We start from the raw sequence: 16,318 nt of genomic DNA, 5'->3' as shown, positions 1-16,318 counted from the left end.
TTACAAGCCTTTAGTGAAAGTACGAGTAATTACATCTTGTTGCTGTTCAGGTGTTAGTGCATTGAAACGTACAGCGTAACCTGATACTCGGATGGTTAATTGTGGGTACTTTTCAGGGTTCACAATTGCATCTTCAAGCATTTCACGGTTCATCACGTTCACGTTTAAGTGCTGACCACCTTCGCTATTAGCGTTACTCATGAAGTAACCGTCCATTAGCGATGCAAGGTTAGCGCGGCGACCAGTCTCATCTTTACCTAACGCGTTTGGCACGATAGAGAAAGTGTAAGAGATACCGTCTTGTGCGTGAGCAAAAGGCAGTTTCGCTACTGATGTAAGTGATGCAATCGCACCATTTTCATCACGACCATGCATTGGGTTAGCACCTGGAGCAAACGGCGCGCCAGCTGGACGACCGTCTGGAGTTGTACCTGTTTTCTTGCCGTATACAACGTTTGATGTAATGGTCAAGATTGACTGTGTTGGAATCGCATCACGGTACATTTTCTTAGTACGGATCTTAGCCATGAAGCGTTCAACTAAGTCACAAGCGATGTCATCTACACGTGGGTCATTGTTACCAAATTTAGGGTAGTCACCTGAAATATCGAAGTCGATTGCAATACCGTCTTCATCACGGATAGGCTTAACCGTACCGAATTTAATTGCTGATAATGAATCGGCAGCAATTGAAAGACCAGCAATACCACATGCCATAGTACGACGAACGTCACGGTCATGAAGTGCCATCAACGCAGCTTCATAAGAGTACTTGTCGTGCATGTAATGAATTGAGTTAAGTGCTGTCACATATTGTGTCGCTAGCCAATCCATTAAGCCGTCTAAACGACCCATTACATCATCAAAATCTAAAACTTCAGCAGTAATCTTGTCGGCTTTAGGGCCTACTTGGATTTTCAGTTTCTCATCCACGCCGCCATTGATAGCGTAAAGCATGGTTTTTGCTAAGTTAGCGCGAGCACCGAAGAACTGCATGTGTTTACCCACAATCATCGGGCTCACACAACATGCGATTGCGTAATCGTCTGATTCGAAATCAGGACGCATTAAGTCATCGTTTTCATACTGGATAGAACTAGTATCGATAGATACCTTGGCACAGAAGTTTTTAAAGCCCTGTGGTAATTCGTTCGACCATAGAACAGTGATGTTTGGCTCAGGGCTAGGGCCCATGTTGTATAAAGTGTGTAAGAAACGGAAGCTGTTCTTAGTCACTAAAGTACGGCCATCTAAACCCATACCTGCAACAGATTCAGTTGCCCAGATTGGGTCGCCAGAGAATAACTCATCGTATTCTGGAGTACGTAAGAAACGCACCATACGTAGTTTCATCACGAAATGGTCAACCATTTCTTGTGCTTGTTCTTCAGTTAATACGCCGTTAGCGATATCACGTTCGATGAAAATATCAAGGAATGATGAAGTACGACCTAATGACATTGCTGCGCCGTTTTGGCTTTTTACTGCAGCAAGGTAACCGAAGTAAGTCCACTGAATTGCTTCTTTAGCATTGGTTGCTGGTAGAGAAATATCACAGCCGTATTTAGCTGCCATTTTCTTCATTTGACCTAAAGAACGATGCTGCTCTGCAATTTCTTCACGTAGTTGCATTGTGCTTGCTAAATCTTCGCCTGCTTCAAAACCAGCTTGAAGTGAAGAGAACTGAGCGAACTTGTCTTTCATCAAGTAGTCAACACCGTAAAGTGCGATACGACGGTAATCACCAATGATACGACCACGGCCGTATGCATCTGGTAAACCAGTTAAAATACCAGACTTACGGCACGCCATGATTTCAGGAGTATAAACATCGAATACGCCTTGGTTATGGGTTTTACGTAATTCAGAGTAAGTGTATTTAACGTCTTCATCTAATACACGGTCGTAAGCTTTACAAGAACCTTCAACCATACGAATACCACCATTAGGTAGCATTGCACGTTTAAGTGGCGCATCAGTTTGTAAACCAACGATGGTTTCTAAATCTTTGTTGATATAGCCAGCATCATGAGAGGTAATGGTTGAAACCATTTTTGTGTCGAAATCAACAGGAGCGTGAGTGCTGTTCTCTTGCTTAATACCGACCATCACTTTTTCCCAAAGTGTTTCAGTAGCTTGAGTTGCACCAGCTAGAAAAGACTCGTCACCTTCATAAGGTGTGTAGTTTTTCTGGATGAAGTCACGAACATTAACTTCAGTTTTCCAATCGCCAGCTTCAAAACCTTGCCAAGCGTTTGCAAATAACTCTGTTTTATCGGTCATGGTAATTTACCTTCTCGTTAATTGACTGTTGATGTGCCCATACGATGGTAGTTGATAACTGTTACAACCAAGTTGGCATATCAAAAAATTGAGACCCCTATTAATGGATAATTACTAGGGCATCTAATCTGTTGGCTAACTCACTAATATTGGTACTGAGTTAGCGAAAATCTTTGCAAATATAAATTGGTAAGACCAATTTACCTAAAGAATATTAGCATAGGTTTTATGCAACTTCACTTAATTAAATCAAAATCGAATAAGATATGGACAAAACTGTTATCTGGCTAACACTTTTTGACCAAAAAGTTTTTTATTCAATCATTAGTGACTACTCTTGCGGCTTGTTGTTGGCTAGCTTTTTGTTACCTTCTTATCGCAATATAGCTTTGCTATACTGTTTTATAGCATCTTTTAGATAAGTCGATCATTTATTAGTGAAAGCTTTACTTTTAAAAGCAGCTTTATTACCAAGTTCACATGACTATTCTTGGTATTACCAATTTATTTGTATGATTAAATAATGGCGTTGAATGCGGTTAAGTTTGTTATAACAAGTCACGCTGTTTATTTGCTTTATTAGTCCTATTGAGTTTTAAAAGATTTGAGGTTTTTTATGCAGAAATTAACCGGTGAAGAACGCCAAAAATCGGCAGATTCAACGACCGAGTTAACGAATAAGCCGTCAGAACCGACGACTTACGAACAAGCTGAAAATTTTGGTTTAGCTAAGGTGGCCAAAAGCCCTTGGCAATCTTTCATCTTATCGATATTTGCAGGTGCGTTTATTGCCATTGCATTTGTATTTTATGTCACGGTAACCACTGGCAGTACCAGCGGTTGGGGCATGACCCGCTTTATTGGTGGTATTGCATTTAGCCTTGGCCTCATTTTAGTGGTTGTATGTGGCGCTGAGTTATTTACCAGTACTGTACTTACTTCCATTCCTTGGGCACAAAAACAAATTAAAACTGCAACACAACTACAATGTTGGGCGCGAGTTTATGGCGGTAATTTAATTGGTGCATTAATAATGGTGCTACTGATAATGACGTCACGTATGTTCGAGTTAAATGGCGGACAATGGGGGCTTAATGCACTCAATATTGCGCAACATAAAATCCATCACACTTGGGGTCAAGCTTTCACTTTAGGTATTTTGTGTAACATGCTGGTTTGTCTTGCTGTGTGGATGACGTTTGCAACTAAAGATTTATTAACCAAATCTTTATTAATGATATTACCTGTAGCGATGTTTGTTAGTAGTGGCTTTGAGCATAGTATTGCCAATATGTTTATGGTGCCTTTGGGAGTTGCGATACATAGCTTTGCTCCTGAAAGTTTCTACCTTGCGTTAAACATTAACCCTCAGCAATATGCCGATTTAACCTTAATCAATTTTGTATTTAACAATCTCATTCCGGTGACATTAGGCAATATTGTTGGCGGCGGGGTGTTTGTTGGATTAGGTTTCTGGCTTGTTGAGCAAGGTAAATTAACGATTGGTTCTGAAGGTGCGAGCAATGCATCGTTAGTGACTAAAGCTGAGCAAAAAGATTGATTGTGAAGCAATTTTCATAAGCGACTCAAATATATAAAAGTCCAGTAAATACTGGGCTTTGTGCTATCTAGAACAAGTCGAACGTTTATATATTATGACTTTTAAAGTCAGTGAAGTACTCGTCCCAGCTAATATGTGCTCTGCCTGCAGCTTGTACAAAGTGACTTGGATTATTTGCTTTACCTTCTTGGATCCCTTGATAAATTCCCGCAATCACAGTACCGATAAAATCACCTAGTTCAGCAATTCTATCTTGCTGATATTCTTCAACCGTCATGGGTTTATAAGTCAATTCGGTATCAAAGGCTTGATTCATATAGTCAGCCAATTGATATTGAGTGAGTGCTTCCCCATGGAGGTTATAAGTTTGACTGTTATGCTTATCATTGGTGAGCATGCACGCATAGGCAAAGCCCAGCTCACTTCTGGTGGTATAGCCGCATTTACCATCATTAGCACAATTAGTAATAAAGCCTAATTTTTTATAACTGTCGATGTATTCAATATCCGGCTCTATATAGATTCCATTACGGCCAATGACCCAATCTAAACCACTATCTCTAACATCTTGCTCTGTTTGACGATTACTTTGAATAACAGGGGAGAAGGCGGTATTTTCTTCTGCCCCTTGAACACTGGTGTAAACTATTTTTCTCACACCGGCTTTTTTAGCCGCCTCAATGACATTACGATGTTGACGAATTCGTTTATCAGGTGCATCCATACCAGAGACGACTAGCAGTACATCAATTGATTGCAGTGACTGCTCTAATTGTAATGGTTCGTTGTAATCGCCAGGTCGAACTTCCACACCTAGATGTCGCGCATTAGCTGGCGTTCGTGCTAATGCGATAACATTTTCTTTAGGGTTAATGGCTAACAGAGCTTTTACAATTGCTGTACCTAGTTGTCCGCTTGCAGCGGTAATAGCGATGTTCATTCAATAACTCCTAAAGGATTAAATTGATAATTTATCCATAGTTGATTCTTAAGGTGTGTTTAGTACACCTTAATAAATTACTATTTTTTCATTGTGCTTTTAACTGTACTTTTTAAGTTCTGCATAAATGATTTAAAGTGTGGCATAAATTCAGCAAATAATGGGTGCTTACGGTTTTCCATCATCACAGGACCTAATAGGCGCAATGACACTGCAACTCTAGTCGCTAAAGATGTTTCTAACCCACTGCCTTGTTGTAATTTATCAACAACGTTGAATAAGTCTTCTCTATCTTGAAATTCAAAACCTAACGTTCTACCTACCTGTGACTCTGGTAAGTTGATTTCTTCGACAGTAATACGATAGCTGTGACCTTTACGGATAATTGTGCTCATAATTAATACCTTATAAATAGTTTATAGTCGTTAAATTTGAAGTAAATGTTTAGTGATTAATGTTTAGCCTTTTAATATGGCTTCTACTTTAGGTTTTATGGTCAATGACACGATAACCATTATGGTTAACGCAAAAGGCAGCGCTGTGACTAGAGTATTGAACCAAGCGGTAAAAAACGTTTCCGAATTTGTAACCCCAAGATTATTGTAAGTTGTCGATAGTGCGATACCTGATTCCATAATCAAAGCCATGCTAATACCTATAAGCGTGTTCTTTAGTTTTTCTCCCGAATTGAGCATGAGTATCTCTACGAGCTTTGTTAGTAATGCCATCATGGTAAAACCCGCTGGCATCACTGTAACTGCTGCCAGCAAAAATGCACTTAACCAGTCAGAGAAAAAACTATCGCTGTAACCAAGATTTAAAAATGTCATCACACCTGTTAATGTGCCGCCCATTAATGTCATCATGCCTAAGACGGTGAGCACTTTATAAATCAGAGGTGTTTTATTATTTGTTGGCTTCAAGGTAACTATCTCGCTTGAATTAAACGTGGGTGAATTAATCGCTTGTGCGTTCAGTGATTGTGGATTTAATGCTTGATGAACCATAGTTATCCTCCGTCTTGAAATAACTGTTAATGTAGTTGATAATATCAACTATAGTTTTTATGGTTGATAATGTCAACTAGTTTTGTTGTGGAGTCTCGTTATGCAAGATAGAAAATCATTAGAAAGCCTGTTTCAGTTAGTACATGTTTTGAAGCGTCAGTTACACGATAATATTGAGCAACTGGATTTAGACATCGCACCGATGCATGTGCGAGTACTTAAAATCATTAGTAAAAAAGCGCCGTGTAGCGCTATAGATATCGCGAACTTTTTAAATCGTGACAAGGCCCAAGTGACGCGTTTACTTAATACATTAATTACCCAAGAGCTGATTGTTAAGGAACCAAACCCTGAAGATAAGCGCAGCCAATGTTTGCGTTTAACTGAAAAAAGTCAGTTGATAATGGGGGAGATCAATTCAATTGATAAAAATATTTATCAACAAATGACAGCTGGGATGACAGAAGATGAGCTCGCGGTATTTCAAGTTATCGCTAAGAGAATGGCAACAAATTTAGGTGCAAAGTCACTTAATTAATTGTGAAGCTTTGTGTGAGTTTAAACTCTGCTGTTAGTGTTGCTTGTAAACTTACACAGCAAAGCTTTCTATTTGAAATGAATAACAAATTAATGCTGCTGTTTGCGGCAGTATGAATCACCTAATCAAGTTAAATTTTTAAACTAAATTTTCTTTTAATACTGTTTTGTATCTTGTTATTTATGAGCGAACTTATTTAGTGCAATAGGCCAATATAATTAAAATCGTGGCGGTATTAATATTTTCGTCTACCTCTCTAAATAAAGTGATAAAACCTTCATTAAATTGCCCTTTTCTAATAAAGATCTATGAATACGTATGCAATCCAACTGCATACATTTCAATCAAAATATATTGCATTGTATTTCAATGTTTTACCTTTAAATTCTGAATTCTCCCCTTTGATTGTGAATCCAAATCAGGTATTTATCTTGCGGGTGGGGCAGGCAATGCGATAAATAAAGGGATAGCTATTGATGCCAATAATGCAGGTATGTCGAATTTGTACTTAGATATCGCCAATGCGTTTGGTTTAGGCTGGAATAACTATGGTAATAGCTTTAGCGGCGTCAATGGGTTGTTAGTGTAGAAACTAAAAATAAGTTCTAAAAAGATATTTAACGAGCGTGGGCGATACAATCATAAGTTAATGTGGTTTATCGCTCACGCTTTTTTAAATGAAGATTTTTATTTGTTTTTTAATAGCTTATCAGTAACAAAAGGTTTGTTTTTAACAAGTAACCATAAGATTGCACCTATTATCCCAACACTGAGTTGAATGAGGCCTAGGTTTTTAATTAAAGACTCTTGGCTAAGTGAAACAAGTAACATTCCAAGTGCGCCGCAAGTCATACTGCAAAACTGAATTAAAGCCACGGCTGAACCCGTGTCGTGGCTTTGTTGATCAAGCATTAAGTTTGTACCAGGTACTTTCATCGTGATGATAACGACAGTAGCTGGCGCAGCAATAAGGGCAAAAATAATAGGCGATAAATGACCTATGGTTAGGGTTAATATGCCTGCTACTGATAAAAAGACAAAACACAAAGTGATGATCCTTTTCACCGTGATGTAACGGGATAAACGCATATAAATCATTGGCCCAAAGGCTGCGCACATCGCATTAAAAGCGAACGCGTAGCTGAATTGCTGTTCGGTTAATCCAAAATCATTAATGTATATATATGAACCAGAAGCGAGAAAGCCCATTAATGCCATTGGCGAAATTGAAAATATGACTAATAAGATGGCAAATCTAGGGTTTTGGATAATAATCGCAAGTCGTCCCCACGACCTCAGTATTGAGCCCTGATACCTTTTCTCAAGGGTTTCTTGATAACATAAGGCCAAAACACCCGCGAAACTGCCAAATATAGCTAATGCGACAAACATCATTCGCCATGTGGCAACTTGTAATAAAAAAGCACCAATAACTGGCGCAACCATAGGAGCGATGATGACCAGTGACATGATAGTTGCCATGATTTTCTCCCGATCTCGGCCGGTATACATGTCCTTTACGATGGCGGTTGATACCACAGTGACAGCACTCGCAGCAAAGGCTTGCAGTATGCGGGCTAGGATAAGTTGCTCAATACTGGCTGATAAGGCGCAAAGAATGCTAGTAACAATGTAGCCGGTTATCCCAATTAGCACGATAGGTTTACGGCCAAATTTTTCACTTAATGGCCCCCAAAAAAGTAGACCGAAAGCATAAGTGATAAAGTAGCTACTGAGGGTTAAGTTCACCATTGATTGATTGGTATTGAGCGCTTCAACCATGGTGGGTAAAGCGGGTAAATACAAATCAATCGTTAACGGCGGAAAAGCGCTAATAATGACCAGAAAAAATAGCATACCGGTTTTACCCAGTAACTGCTGTGGTTTATTCAAATCGATACTCTTTTTAGCTATTTATTGTTTGAAGGGGCTACACGACATTGCTTGAGTAAAGCAGTGAAAAATTCAGTACCTTTTCGTTCTGCAAAAGCGATATTCCGTTCAGGTATGCTTTCTGGTTCATCATATTCGGCGAGTGCAGCTTCCATACTTGATTCGCGAATGATATGAATCGTTGGGTAAGGGGAACGGTTGGTAAAGTTTGCCGCACTATCTTGTGGTTCGCCCTCGAAGCAATAGTCTGGATGAAAACTTGCCAGTTGATAAACTCCTTCATATTCGTTTTCAAACAGTTTGTCGTTTGCTAAATCAACGATATCGAGATAGCAGTAAAAGCCTTCAAAGCCGCGGGGCATAATGAATAGAGTGGTTTCAACTTCAGGGTTATCATCCAAGTATCGGCATTCGGTCAAAAAGTCCTTCATGACTTGCTTAACTTTAGTGTTTTCACTGCAGTAATAGCGAATGCTGTTGCGTTCAACTTCACGACGAGCAAAAGGACAAATATTGTATTTCATTATCACTTTGTTGACCCAGTTTGCCGTCTCTAGATGATATTCGTTTAACTCTGACATCTGAATTCCTGCTGCTTAATTGACACGACTAGTTAGGTAGTACCATAGGGATAATAGATAGCACCAATAATAACGCCATTGAAATATTAAATATTCTTTGCTGACGTTGATTTTTGAGTAATTTTTTTAAGCCAACGCCAAAGCTCAGCCATATTGAGGCGCAAGGTAATGCAACAAAGAAGAACACTACTGCAATGGTAATGACTTGTGGCGCTAAAGAATGGTCAATGCTAGTGAATGTCGCAATAGCACCAACAGCCATAATCCAACCCTTTGGGTTAACCCACTGAAACGCTGCTGCTTGTATAAAGTTAAATGGCTTTGCTGTTTGTTTTCCTTCCAGATTGCTAGAACTATTAGCAATCAGCCAAGAAAGATAAAGCAGATAGATAATGCCAGCCACTTTTATCATTTGATGGGCAACAGGATAGGCTTGAAACACAGCACTTAGGCCTAAACCAATGGCGAGAACCATACTAGGGAAGCCAACAATGATCCCTAATAAATGTGGAATACTGCGTTTAACACCAAAATTTACCCCAGAAGTCATCAACATAATGTTGTTTGGACCTGGAGTAATACCTGCAGAAAAGGCAAACAATGCGATGGTAATAATGAGTTCCATAAACCTTATTATTCTAGATGGGGAATTTATGTAAGATAGGTATTTTAGCGGTTATCGCCTAGTGAACAAACAAAAAACTTGTGTTTAGTGAATTATATTCAGATACGTTTGTAGTAAAGTGGTTGGAGCTGTTTTTGTTATTTGTTCTTAAGTGTTTTAAATATACTTAAAATATTTAGATTTGTTGTTATTAAATTTGAGTCAGGTTAGGTTAGGGTTCATATGTTAAATTAAAATAGATATTAATTTTTTAATTTTTGCGCTTGAAAATTGCTCTTAATGGTTGTGCTTTTTTACGAAGTACTTGCCAGTTTCTGATTATAGGATTAACGGATAAATGATAAACAAACAGTGGTGTTTATGGATAAGCTTAGTCGCGGTATTGCTTAGTGGTTGTGCAACTAATGAAACCAGTATTGATCCGGTTCCAAGTCGAATTACTATGGTTACGTCGGGCGACTTAGATTTAATTTCTTCAAGTGCAACAAGTTTTGGCTGGCATCCAACCATGTTTACGGTTCATAGCGCGAATAAGCTTAATGATGCCGAGTTAGTAAGACATATGCGTCAATCTATCACTAAGATTATGGAAGCTAAGGGATATCATTATGTTGAAGGTAATGAGTCACCAAGCATTTTAGTGGGTTTTGGCATGGCTCTTGAGTCGGAAATGAGTGATAAAGAAATCATGAAACGTGCGGGTTTAGTTGCCGGCTTATCGACCAAGGGTGTTGATGACGACTATGAAAAAGGTTCGGTACTCGTTGCACTATTTAGCCCTATTCGTATTCAACCTGTATGGAAGGTTCTTGCACAAGGCTTCACTGATACGGGGAAGCCGATTGAAGATCGCGAACAGCGCTTTGATAAGCTTACCACTATGATGTTAAATTCTGTGCCAAACCACGTTATGTAGTTTTCGAATACTGTTTGAATACTAAAAAGGCCGTTGATATATTTCAGCGGCCTTTTTGTTTATCTATAAGCTAATGCAACGTTTACACGGCGACATCGACTTCGTACGATCCAAACTTACGGATGTTAATTACGCCAGTATCAAATATGAGGTACTGACCTTTGATACCTTGCAAAATACCCGTCACTTCAGGGGTTTTATCAAAGTTATGGGATTTCACTTTCTTAGGGAACTCAGTGATAGGGAACTTGATCCCTTGAATCGAATTATCTAAGCGCTCAATAACAAAATCCGGGTTTTCTTGTTTGATTTCTTGTAAACGCTCTTCAATCACAGGGAACAGTTGATTGGCTATTTCGACTAAATCAACATCTTCAGCATTGCCTTTAAGCATCGCCTGCCAGTTTGTCTTATCGTTGATTAACTTGGCTAATTCAACCTCGACTAAACCTGATAGTTGGCGGGTTGAAACTTTGAATATAGGGAGCCCTTGCGTCGCGCCTTGATCGATCCAACGAGTCGGAATTTGAGTGTAGCGGGTAATGCCGACTTTAATCCCTGAGGTATTCGATAAATATACATAGTGGGGAACAAAGCAATGGCTTTGAGCCCAATCAGGCTCACGGCATGTGCCTTTGTCAAAATGGCATGTTTCAGGCTTCATAATGCATAAATCGCAGCTTGCAAGCTTAGACATACACACGTAACAATGTCCTTGAGAGTAACTCTTCTTGGTCTTTTTACCGCAACTGCAACAAAATATATTACCTGTGTGAGTGAGTGTCAGTGTTTTACCAATTAAAGGATTAAGGTCGATGGTTTCGTCGCCCACAGGCAGTTTGTATTGCACTTCATTTTGCTCATCAAGCTGAGTGCGCATTTTAGACAGCGTTCCTAACATTTTATACTCTTTGTTTTTATCATTTGTACTTAGTCTAACAGATGCTTGTAGGTAAAATTAAACGGTTTTTTAGATTGAACTGACAGCTATGCGGGCAAAGATATTATGACAGTTTAATGAAGTTTTATCGCAATGACATCGAAAATGTAACGGGTAGAAAACTTGATATATGGCTTAGACACCAGCGTGGATAATGAATCGTCACGCTGGCGTAATATGCTTATGAACAGCAGGTTCGTCGTTATTGGTACCCGTTGCGAATTGTTAGTGACTGATGACTAGTAGCTAATTTCAAGAATAAATTTTAATAACTAAGTGCTTTTACTGAGTTTATCGAGCACAACATCATCACCAAGTTCATATAAGGATTCTGTTAACTGTTCTTCTTGGTTTGGGTTTGATAAGCCTAGGCCCATAGTGGCTCTAAATAGCGCGATACCGCTATGGCTTGCCGTTTCTTGCTGACTACTAAACTGCTCTATGTTTATTCCAAGCGCATTGATCTTATTTGATATTTCAAGGACTAAACCTTCACGGTCATACGCCACTAAGTTAAAGCTTAAACGCTTGATTGGCTCTGCGATATGGCCAGTTTTAGAGTAGGCGTAGTTTAGTCCTTCAATACACTCTAAAGCTTCCAGCATCGCATCCCATTTTAATGCAGATACTTCTAACTGTAATATTGCTGCAAAAACACCGTCGATATGACGCATTTCTGAATCAAGCCAGTTACCATTATGACGACTTATAACATTTGCGATTTGCTCAACTAATCCTACTCTATCAGGGGCTTGCAAGGTGATCAGGTAACGTAACATATATGAAACTCCCAAATTTTTAACAAATAAATCTGCTGTAACACTACTGTCATATTTACGTCATATAATTCAGCCAATTAAAATGGCATTCAAAAAATGTCATATAAGCTCGCTAAACTGCTGATTTTTACAACAGCTACGTGCTAGTAATTTAACAACAGTCGGTTTAAGTAAATAAAACAGCTATTTATTTAGTAACACAGTGGATTAAACAATCATAGCGAAATTTCGCTGACGATTAATTATAGAGGTTCTGAATGGAAAGTCAGGTAGGTCAGCCTGGTTCTGAAACGAAAAGCTTGCTAGTTAGTAGAAGCACAAGTCGAAGAGCATTTACGGATAAAGCAGCTGAAGTCGGAGTGACTGTGGGTGGCACCATGGTCTTTGTCGCTTTGTTGCTGATTTTCTTTTATTTATTGTATGTGATTAAACCTATTTTTGATGGCGCTGATGTTGAACCTGTATCAACAATCAGTTATCAAAATACCGACGTTGCCACGCTAATGGTTGGTAGTGATGAGCAAAATGAGATTGCTTATCGCGTATTGGTAAATGGTCAAGTTGATTTTTATTCAGTTGCCAGCAAGCAGTTAATTGAAAGCTTTCATCCACCGATTCCAGCGGGCACTAAGGTAGTCAGTAGTGCTAAAGCAAAGCCAAACGAGCAACGTTTTGTCTTGGGCTTAAGTTCTGGAGAAGCTTTAATTGTCGGTGTTGATTTTGGTGTAACTTACCCGGACAACGTGCGCACGATAACGCCTCGTTTACGATATCCACTCGGTGAAACACCAATCATGGTTGATGAAGGTCAGCCTTTACATCATTTAACCTTTGATTATATCGATAGTCGCATTGGCTTTGCATACCAAAACAATGAAGGTGCATGGAAATTGAATCGCCTTGAAGGCGAAGAAAACATGATGACCGAAGAAATTGAATGGTATTCAGACTTAACTGTCGTTGAAGATGCGCCTAAAGATGCATTAACGGCGTTAATGACACCTGATCATCGTCAGTTAATTTTACCGACATCAGACAAGATTTTTATCTATAACATTCGTGATACAGATGAGCCAACGTTACTTCAAGTTATTGACGTTAAAGATGGCAAAAATAAAGTATCCAATGTCAGCTTATTGGCGGGCGCAAGCTCCGTATTAGTCAATTATGAAGACGGTACCATTGACCAATACTTCCAAGTAAGTAGCCGCAATGGTCGTTTATATCAAAAGATTCGTGATTTTGAAATTGACTCACCAGTGCAAACAATTGCGACTGAGTTTTATCGTAAAAGCTTTGCTGTAGTAAGCCCTGAAGGCGAGCTATCGCTGCTTTATACAACCAGTCAACGTAACTTGTTCACTGAAAAAATTAATATTGCTCAGCCTGGTGAGATGGCTTTCAGTCCACGCTCTAATGCGTTAATCGTCGAAGCAAACAATAGCTTGAATGTGTTTGCGGTCGAAAATGACCATCCTGAAGTCTCATGGAGCGCTTTGTGGCAAAAAGTCTGGTACGAAGGTTATCCAGAACCACAGTATGTATGGCAATCCACCTCAGGTTCAGATGATTTTGAAGCTAAATTAAGTTTGATGCCGTTAGCATTTGGTACCATGAAAGCCGCTTTTTACGCGATGCTATTTGCTGTGCCAATTGCGATTGCTGGGGCAATTTATACCGCTTATTTTATGGCTCCAAAAGTGCGAAGTGTGGTCAAGCCAACGATTGAAATCATGGAAGCACTGCCTACGGTTATTTTGGGTTTCTTAGCAGGTTTATGGTTAGCGCCATTAATTGAAGATCATTTGCCGGGTATTTTAGTGTTACTGACGCTATTACCGACCAGTATTTTGCTGAGTGCATTCACTTGGAGCAAGTTACCACCTCAGTGGAAACAACGCTTACCTGAGACCTATCAAGAAATTATGCTAATCCCGGTTATTTTGTTTGTGGGTTGGTTCTCATTCGAAATAAGTCCAGTGATTGAAATTGCTTTCTTTGATGGCAACACGCGTCAATTTATCACCAATGAACTCGGCATTACATTTGACCAACGTAACGCGTTTGTAGTTGGCATTGCGATGGGCTTTGCGGTTATTCCAACGATTTTCTCGATTGCTGAAGATGCGATTTTCTCTGTGCCACGTCACTTGTCGAATGGTTCGTTAGCCTTAGGTGCAACAAACTGGCAGACATTGACACGTGTGGTATTGCTAACGGCAAGTCCTGGTATCTTCTCAGCAGTGATGATGGGGTTAGGCCGCGCGGTAGGTGAGACCATGATTGTATTAATGGCAACAGGTAACACCGCAATCCTTGAGTGGAGTGTATTTGAAGGTATGCGTACCTTGGCGGCGAACATTGCTGTTGAAATGCCAGAATCTGCCATTGGTAGTTCGCATTACCGCGTCCTGTTCCTTGCAGCATTCGTTTTGTTTGTATTTACCTTTGTCTTTAACACCATTGCAGAAGTGGTACGTCAACGTCTACGTGAACGTTACAGCTCACTTTAAGGAATGAAGATGAAAACAGTATTTAATATTTCGCCAATCGCCTTGAGAGGTTTGAGCAATGGGTAAGTGGGTTAAATCAGGTTCTCCATGGATATGGATGACTGGTGGTGCAGTAAGTATCAGCTTGATTGCAGTACTTGGTTTGTTGTTATTAATTGCTTGGCGCGGTTTAAGTTACTTCTGGCCTGCTGATATTTATCAGTGGGAAATGGAAGACAATAATGGTGTTAAGTCGACCTTAATCGGTGAAATTTACGACCGTGAAGAAGTGCCTACTGAGCGATTAATTTCAGCGGGTCACACGTTTAATGAACATCCAGGTGAGTTTGTTACGCGTTATTTAGTTAAAACGGGTAACCGTGAGTTTGTTGGTTTAGATTTCCGCTGGATATTAGCAACGGATATTGTGAGTCGTGAAAAGCCAACTGATATCGCAATGTTTGAGCGTACTAAAAACGGTAACTTCTATGGCTATCCTATAGCCGTTATCGAAGACGGTAAGCGTTTATCAATTGAAGGTGAGCAAATTGAAGCGTCGTTAGAAGAGCATATAGAACGTTCGGTTAATATTGGTAAGCAAGCGCTGAAACTGCAGAAGTCTGAAATTGGTTCAGTTAACTATGCGCTGGAACGTCTTCGTTTAAAAGAACGTGGTTACGAGTTAGATGGTAAATTAACGCCAGCACTTAAAGCAGAGCTTGATGCGCAAGCTGAGCAGTTGAACCAAGACTATTTAGTCATGGAAAAAGACTTGTTTGCATTGCGTGATGAAGCGGCAAGAGACTCTGTTATCATTCGTGATATGCGCGGTGAAGAAGTCACTTTAAAGCTTGATTCAGTACTTGATGTTAGCTATGTAAACCGCATGAATAGCTTTGATAAAGTCGTGCATTGGTTTGTTGGTTTAGGTCGCTTTGTTAGCCATGACCCACGTGAAGCCAATACTGAGGGCGGTGTATTCCCAGCAATTTTCGGTACGGTATTTATGGTTATGCTGATGGCTGTGATTGTGACGCCATTTGGTGTTATAGCGGCGATTTACTTACACGAATACGCTAAGAAAGGCCCAATAACTAAGATGATCCGTATTGCGGTGATTAACTTAGCGGGTGTTCCGTCAATTGTATACGGTGTATTTGGTTTAGGCTTCTTCGTATACATGCTTGGTGGTTCATTAGACCAATTGTTTTATCCTGAAGCATTACCATCGCCAACCTTTGGTTCGCCTGGTGTAATTTGGTCAGCATTAACTTTAGCTATTTTGACTCTGCCTGTGGTTATTGTATCGACTGAAGAAGGTTTGAGTCGTATTCCAATTGCAGTACGACAAGGCAGTTTAGCCTTAGGTGCGACAAAGTTTGAAACCTTATGGCGCATAATTATTCCAATGGCGAGTCCTGCAATTATGACAGGTCTTATTTTGGCTGTTGCTCGTGCAGCAGGTGAAGTTGCGCCGTTGATGTTAGTGGGTGTTGTTAAACTTGCACCGACACTTCCCATTGATATGAACTTCCCGTTTATCCATTTAGAACGTAAGTTTATGCATTTGGGTTTCCATATTTATGACGTTGGCTTCCAAAGCCCTAACGTAGAAGCGGCTAGACCATTAGTTTATGCAACTTCATTCTTATTAGTATCTGTGATTGTGACACTTAACTTAACAGCTATTAGTGTACGTAATCACTTACGTGAAAAATTCCGTTCGCTAGAACATTAATTAGCGATATCCTGAGGAAAAAACA

The 16,318-nt window shown here is 39.7% G+C and carries 14 protein-coding genes; 5 read left to right on the top strand and 9 right to left on the bottom strand.

The genetic code is table 11. From position 1 onward, the window contains the following. Entirely contained in the window at nucleotides 1-2,283 is a 2,283-nt protein-coding gene (gene pflB, locus QPX86_RS13060; RefSeq protein ID WP_220755442.1) for a formate C-acetyltransferase, read from the bottom strand. A gap of 616 nt (nucleotides 2,284-2,899) precedes the next feature. On the opposite strand from pflB, the gene focA reads away from it, so the two are divergent. After that, nucleotides 2,900-3,844, top strand: coding sequence for a formate transporter FocA (gene focA, locus QPX86_RS13055; RefSeq protein WP_285162945.1), 945 nt, complete (start codon nucleotides 2,900-2,902; stop codon nucleotides 3,842-3,844). Nucleotides 3,845-3,929: 85 nt separating this feature from the next. On the opposite strand, the gene QPX86_RS13050 is transcribed toward focA, so the two are convergent. The 3 genes from QPX86_RS13050 to QPX86_RS13040 all read right to left on the bottom strand — a co-directional run bounded on the left by QPX86_RS13050 (nucleotide 3,930) and on the right by QPX86_RS13040 (nucleotide 5,791). Further along, nucleotides 3,930-4,784: an SDR family oxidoreductase gene (locus QPX86_RS13050; protein ID WP_285162944.1), complete on the bottom strand. Its 855-nt coding sequence runs from the start codon at nucleotides 4,782-4,784 to the stop codon at nucleotides 3,930-3,932. 80 nt (nucleotides 4,785-4,864) lie between these two features. After that, nucleotides 4,865-5,179, bottom strand: coding sequence for a DUF3861 domain-containing protein (locus QPX86_RS13045; RefSeq protein ID WP_285162943.1), 315 nt, complete (start codon nucleotides 5,177-5,179; stop codon nucleotides 4,865-4,867). 63 nt (nucleotides 5,180-5,242) lie between these two features. Continuing rightward, on the bottom strand, nucleotides 5,243-5,791 hold the full coding sequence (locus QPX86_RS13040; RefSeq protein ID WP_220755446.1) for a DUF2798 domain-containing protein: 549 nt from the start codon (nucleotides 5,789-5,791) through the stop codon (nucleotides 5,243-5,245). Nucleotides 5,792-5,891: 100 nt separating this feature from the next. Between QPX86_RS13040 and QPX86_RS13035 the strand changes: the two genes are divergently transcribed. Then, nucleotides 5,892-6,329 (top strand): MarR family winged helix-turn-helix transcriptional regulator, encoded by a 438-nt coding sequence (locus QPX86_RS13035; protein WP_220755447.1) that lies wholly within the window; start codon nucleotides 5,892-5,894, stop codon nucleotides 6,327-6,329. Between the two features lie 687 nt (nucleotides 6,330-7,016). On the opposite strand, the gene QPX86_RS13030 is transcribed toward QPX86_RS13035, so the two are convergent. The 3 genes from QPX86_RS13030 to QPX86_RS13020 are packed head-to-tail and all read right to left on the bottom strand — an operon-like array spanning nucleotide 7,017 to nucleotide 9,428. Continuing rightward, nucleotides 7,017-8,222, bottom strand: coding sequence for a multidrug effflux MFS transporter (locus QPX86_RS13030; protein ID WP_285162942.1), 1,206 nt, complete (start codon nucleotides 8,220-8,222; stop codon nucleotides 7,017-7,019). 17 nt (nucleotides 8,223-8,239) lie between these two features. Further along, nucleotides 8,240-8,803 (bottom strand): DUF1415 domain-containing protein, encoded by a 564-nt coding sequence (locus tag QPX86_RS13025; protein WP_285162941.1) that lies wholly within the window; start codon nucleotides 8,801-8,803, stop codon nucleotides 8,240-8,242. A gap of 28 nt (nucleotides 8,804-8,831) precedes the next feature. Then, complete coding sequence (locus QPX86_RS13020) at nucleotides 8,832-9,428, bottom strand: LysE family translocator (protein WP_220755344.1); 597 nt, start codon at nucleotides 9,426-9,428, stop codon at nucleotides 8,832-8,834. Nucleotides 9,429-9,765: 337 nt separating this feature from the next. Between QPX86_RS13020 and QPX86_RS13015 the strand changes: the two genes are divergently transcribed. Further along, the gene (locus tag QPX86_RS13015) at nucleotides 9,766-10,344 is read left to right on the top strand and encodes a DUF4136 domain-containing protein (protein ID WP_259651396.1); all 579 of its coding nucleotides are present in this window, start codon (nucleotides 9,766-9,768) and stop codon (nucleotides 10,342-10,344) included. A gap of 82 nt (nucleotides 10,345-10,426) precedes the next feature. Here QPX86_RS13015 and QPX86_RS13010 read toward each other — a convergent pair whose 3' ends face one another. Then, nucleotides 10,427-11,245, bottom strand: a complete 819-nt coding sequence (locus QPX86_RS13010) for a DUF2797 domain-containing protein (protein ID WP_285162940.1) — start codon at nucleotides 11,243-11,245, stop codon at nucleotides 10,427-10,429. Nucleotides 11,246-11,556: 311 nt separating this feature from the next. Beyond that, on the bottom strand, nucleotides 11,557-12,063 hold the full coding sequence (locus tag QPX86_RS13005) for a glycine cleavage system protein R (RefSeq protein WP_220755342.1): 507 nt from the start codon (nucleotides 12,061-12,063) through the stop codon (nucleotides 11,557-11,559). Nucleotides 12,064-12,320: 257 nt separating this feature from the next. Here QPX86_RS13005 and QPX86_RS13000 point away from each other — a divergent pair, with 257 nt between their 5' ends. Continuing rightward, nucleotides 12,321-14,576 (top strand): ABC transporter permease subunit, encoded by a 2,256-nt coding sequence (locus QPX86_RS13000; protein ID WP_285162939.1) that lies wholly within the window; start codon nucleotides 12,321-12,323, stop codon nucleotides 14,574-14,576. A 58-nt stretch (nucleotides 14,577-14,634) separates the two neighbouring features. Beyond that, nucleotides 14,635-16,293 carry a phosphate ABC transporter permease PstA gene (gene pstA, locus QPX86_RS12995; protein WP_220755340.1) on the top strand — a complete coding sequence of 553 codons (1,659 nt, stop codon included), beginning with the start codon at nucleotides 14,635-14,637 and terminating at the stop codon, nucleotides 16,291-16,293. The last annotated feature ends 25 nt before the right edge of the window (nucleotides 16,294-16,318 follow it).

The organism is Shewanella goraebulensis (genome assembly GCF_030252245.1).
In the GTDB taxonomy this organism is placed as follows: domain Bacteria; phylum Pseudomonadota; class Gammaproteobacteria; order Enterobacterales; family Shewanellaceae; genus Shewanella; species Shewanella goraebulensis.
Note: the sequence above shows the minus strand (reverse complement) of the source record. Positions and strands in the feature narration are given on the sequence as shown.

Excerpts from the sequence above, each read along its gene's own strand:
- QPX86_RS13020 (WP_220755344.1), bottom strand. The coding sequence starts at position 9,428 with ATGGAACTCATTATTACCATCGCATTGTTTGCCTTTTCTGCAGGTATT.
- QPX86_RS13010 (WP_285162940.1), bottom strand. The coding sequence starts at position 11,245 with ATGTTAGGAACGCTGTCTAAAATGCGCACTCAGCTTGATGAGCAAAAT.
- QPX86_RS13000 (WP_285162939.1), top strand. The coding sequence starts at position 12,321 with ATGGAAAGTCAGGTAGGTCAGCCTGGTTCTGAAACGAAAAGCTTGCTA.
- QPX86_RS13035 (WP_220755447.1), top strand. The coding sequence starts at position 5,892 with ATGCAAGATAGAAAATCATTAGAAAGCCTGTTTCAGTTAGTACATGTT.
- focA (WP_285162945.1), top strand. The coding sequence starts at position 2,900 with ATGCAGAAATTAACCGGTGAAGAACGCCAAAAATCGGCAGATTCAACG.
- QPX86_RS13015 (WP_259651396.1), top strand. The coding sequence starts at position 9,766 with ATGATAAACAAACAGTGGTGTTTATGGATAAGCTTAGTCGCGGTATTG.
- QPX86_RS13040 (WP_220755446.1), bottom strand. The coding sequence starts at position 5,791 with ATGGTTCATCAAGCATTAAATCCACAATCACTGAACGCACAAGCGATT.
- pstA (WP_220755340.1), top strand. The coding sequence starts at position 14,635 with ATGGGTAAGTGGGTTAAATCAGGTTCTCCATGGATATGGATGACTGGT.
- pflB (WP_220755442.1), bottom strand. The coding sequence starts at position 2,283 with ATGACCGATAAAACAGAGTTATTTGCAAACGCTTGGCAAGGTTTTGAA.
- QPX86_RS13025 (WP_285162941.1), bottom strand. The coding sequence starts at position 8,803 with ATGTCAGAGTTAAACGAATATCATCTAGAGACGGCAAACTGGGTCAAC.
- QPX86_RS13005 (WP_220755342.1), bottom strand. The coding sequence starts at position 12,063 with ATGTTACGTTACCTGATCACCTTGCAAGCCCCTGATAGAGTAGGATTA.
- QPX86_RS13050 (WP_285162944.1), bottom strand. The coding sequence starts at position 4,784 with ATGAACATCGCTATTACCGCTGCAAGCGGACAACTAGGTACAGCAATT.
- QPX86_RS13045 (WP_285162943.1), bottom strand. The coding sequence starts at position 5,179 with ATGAGCACAATTATCCGTAAAGGTCACAGCTATCGTATTACTGTCGAA.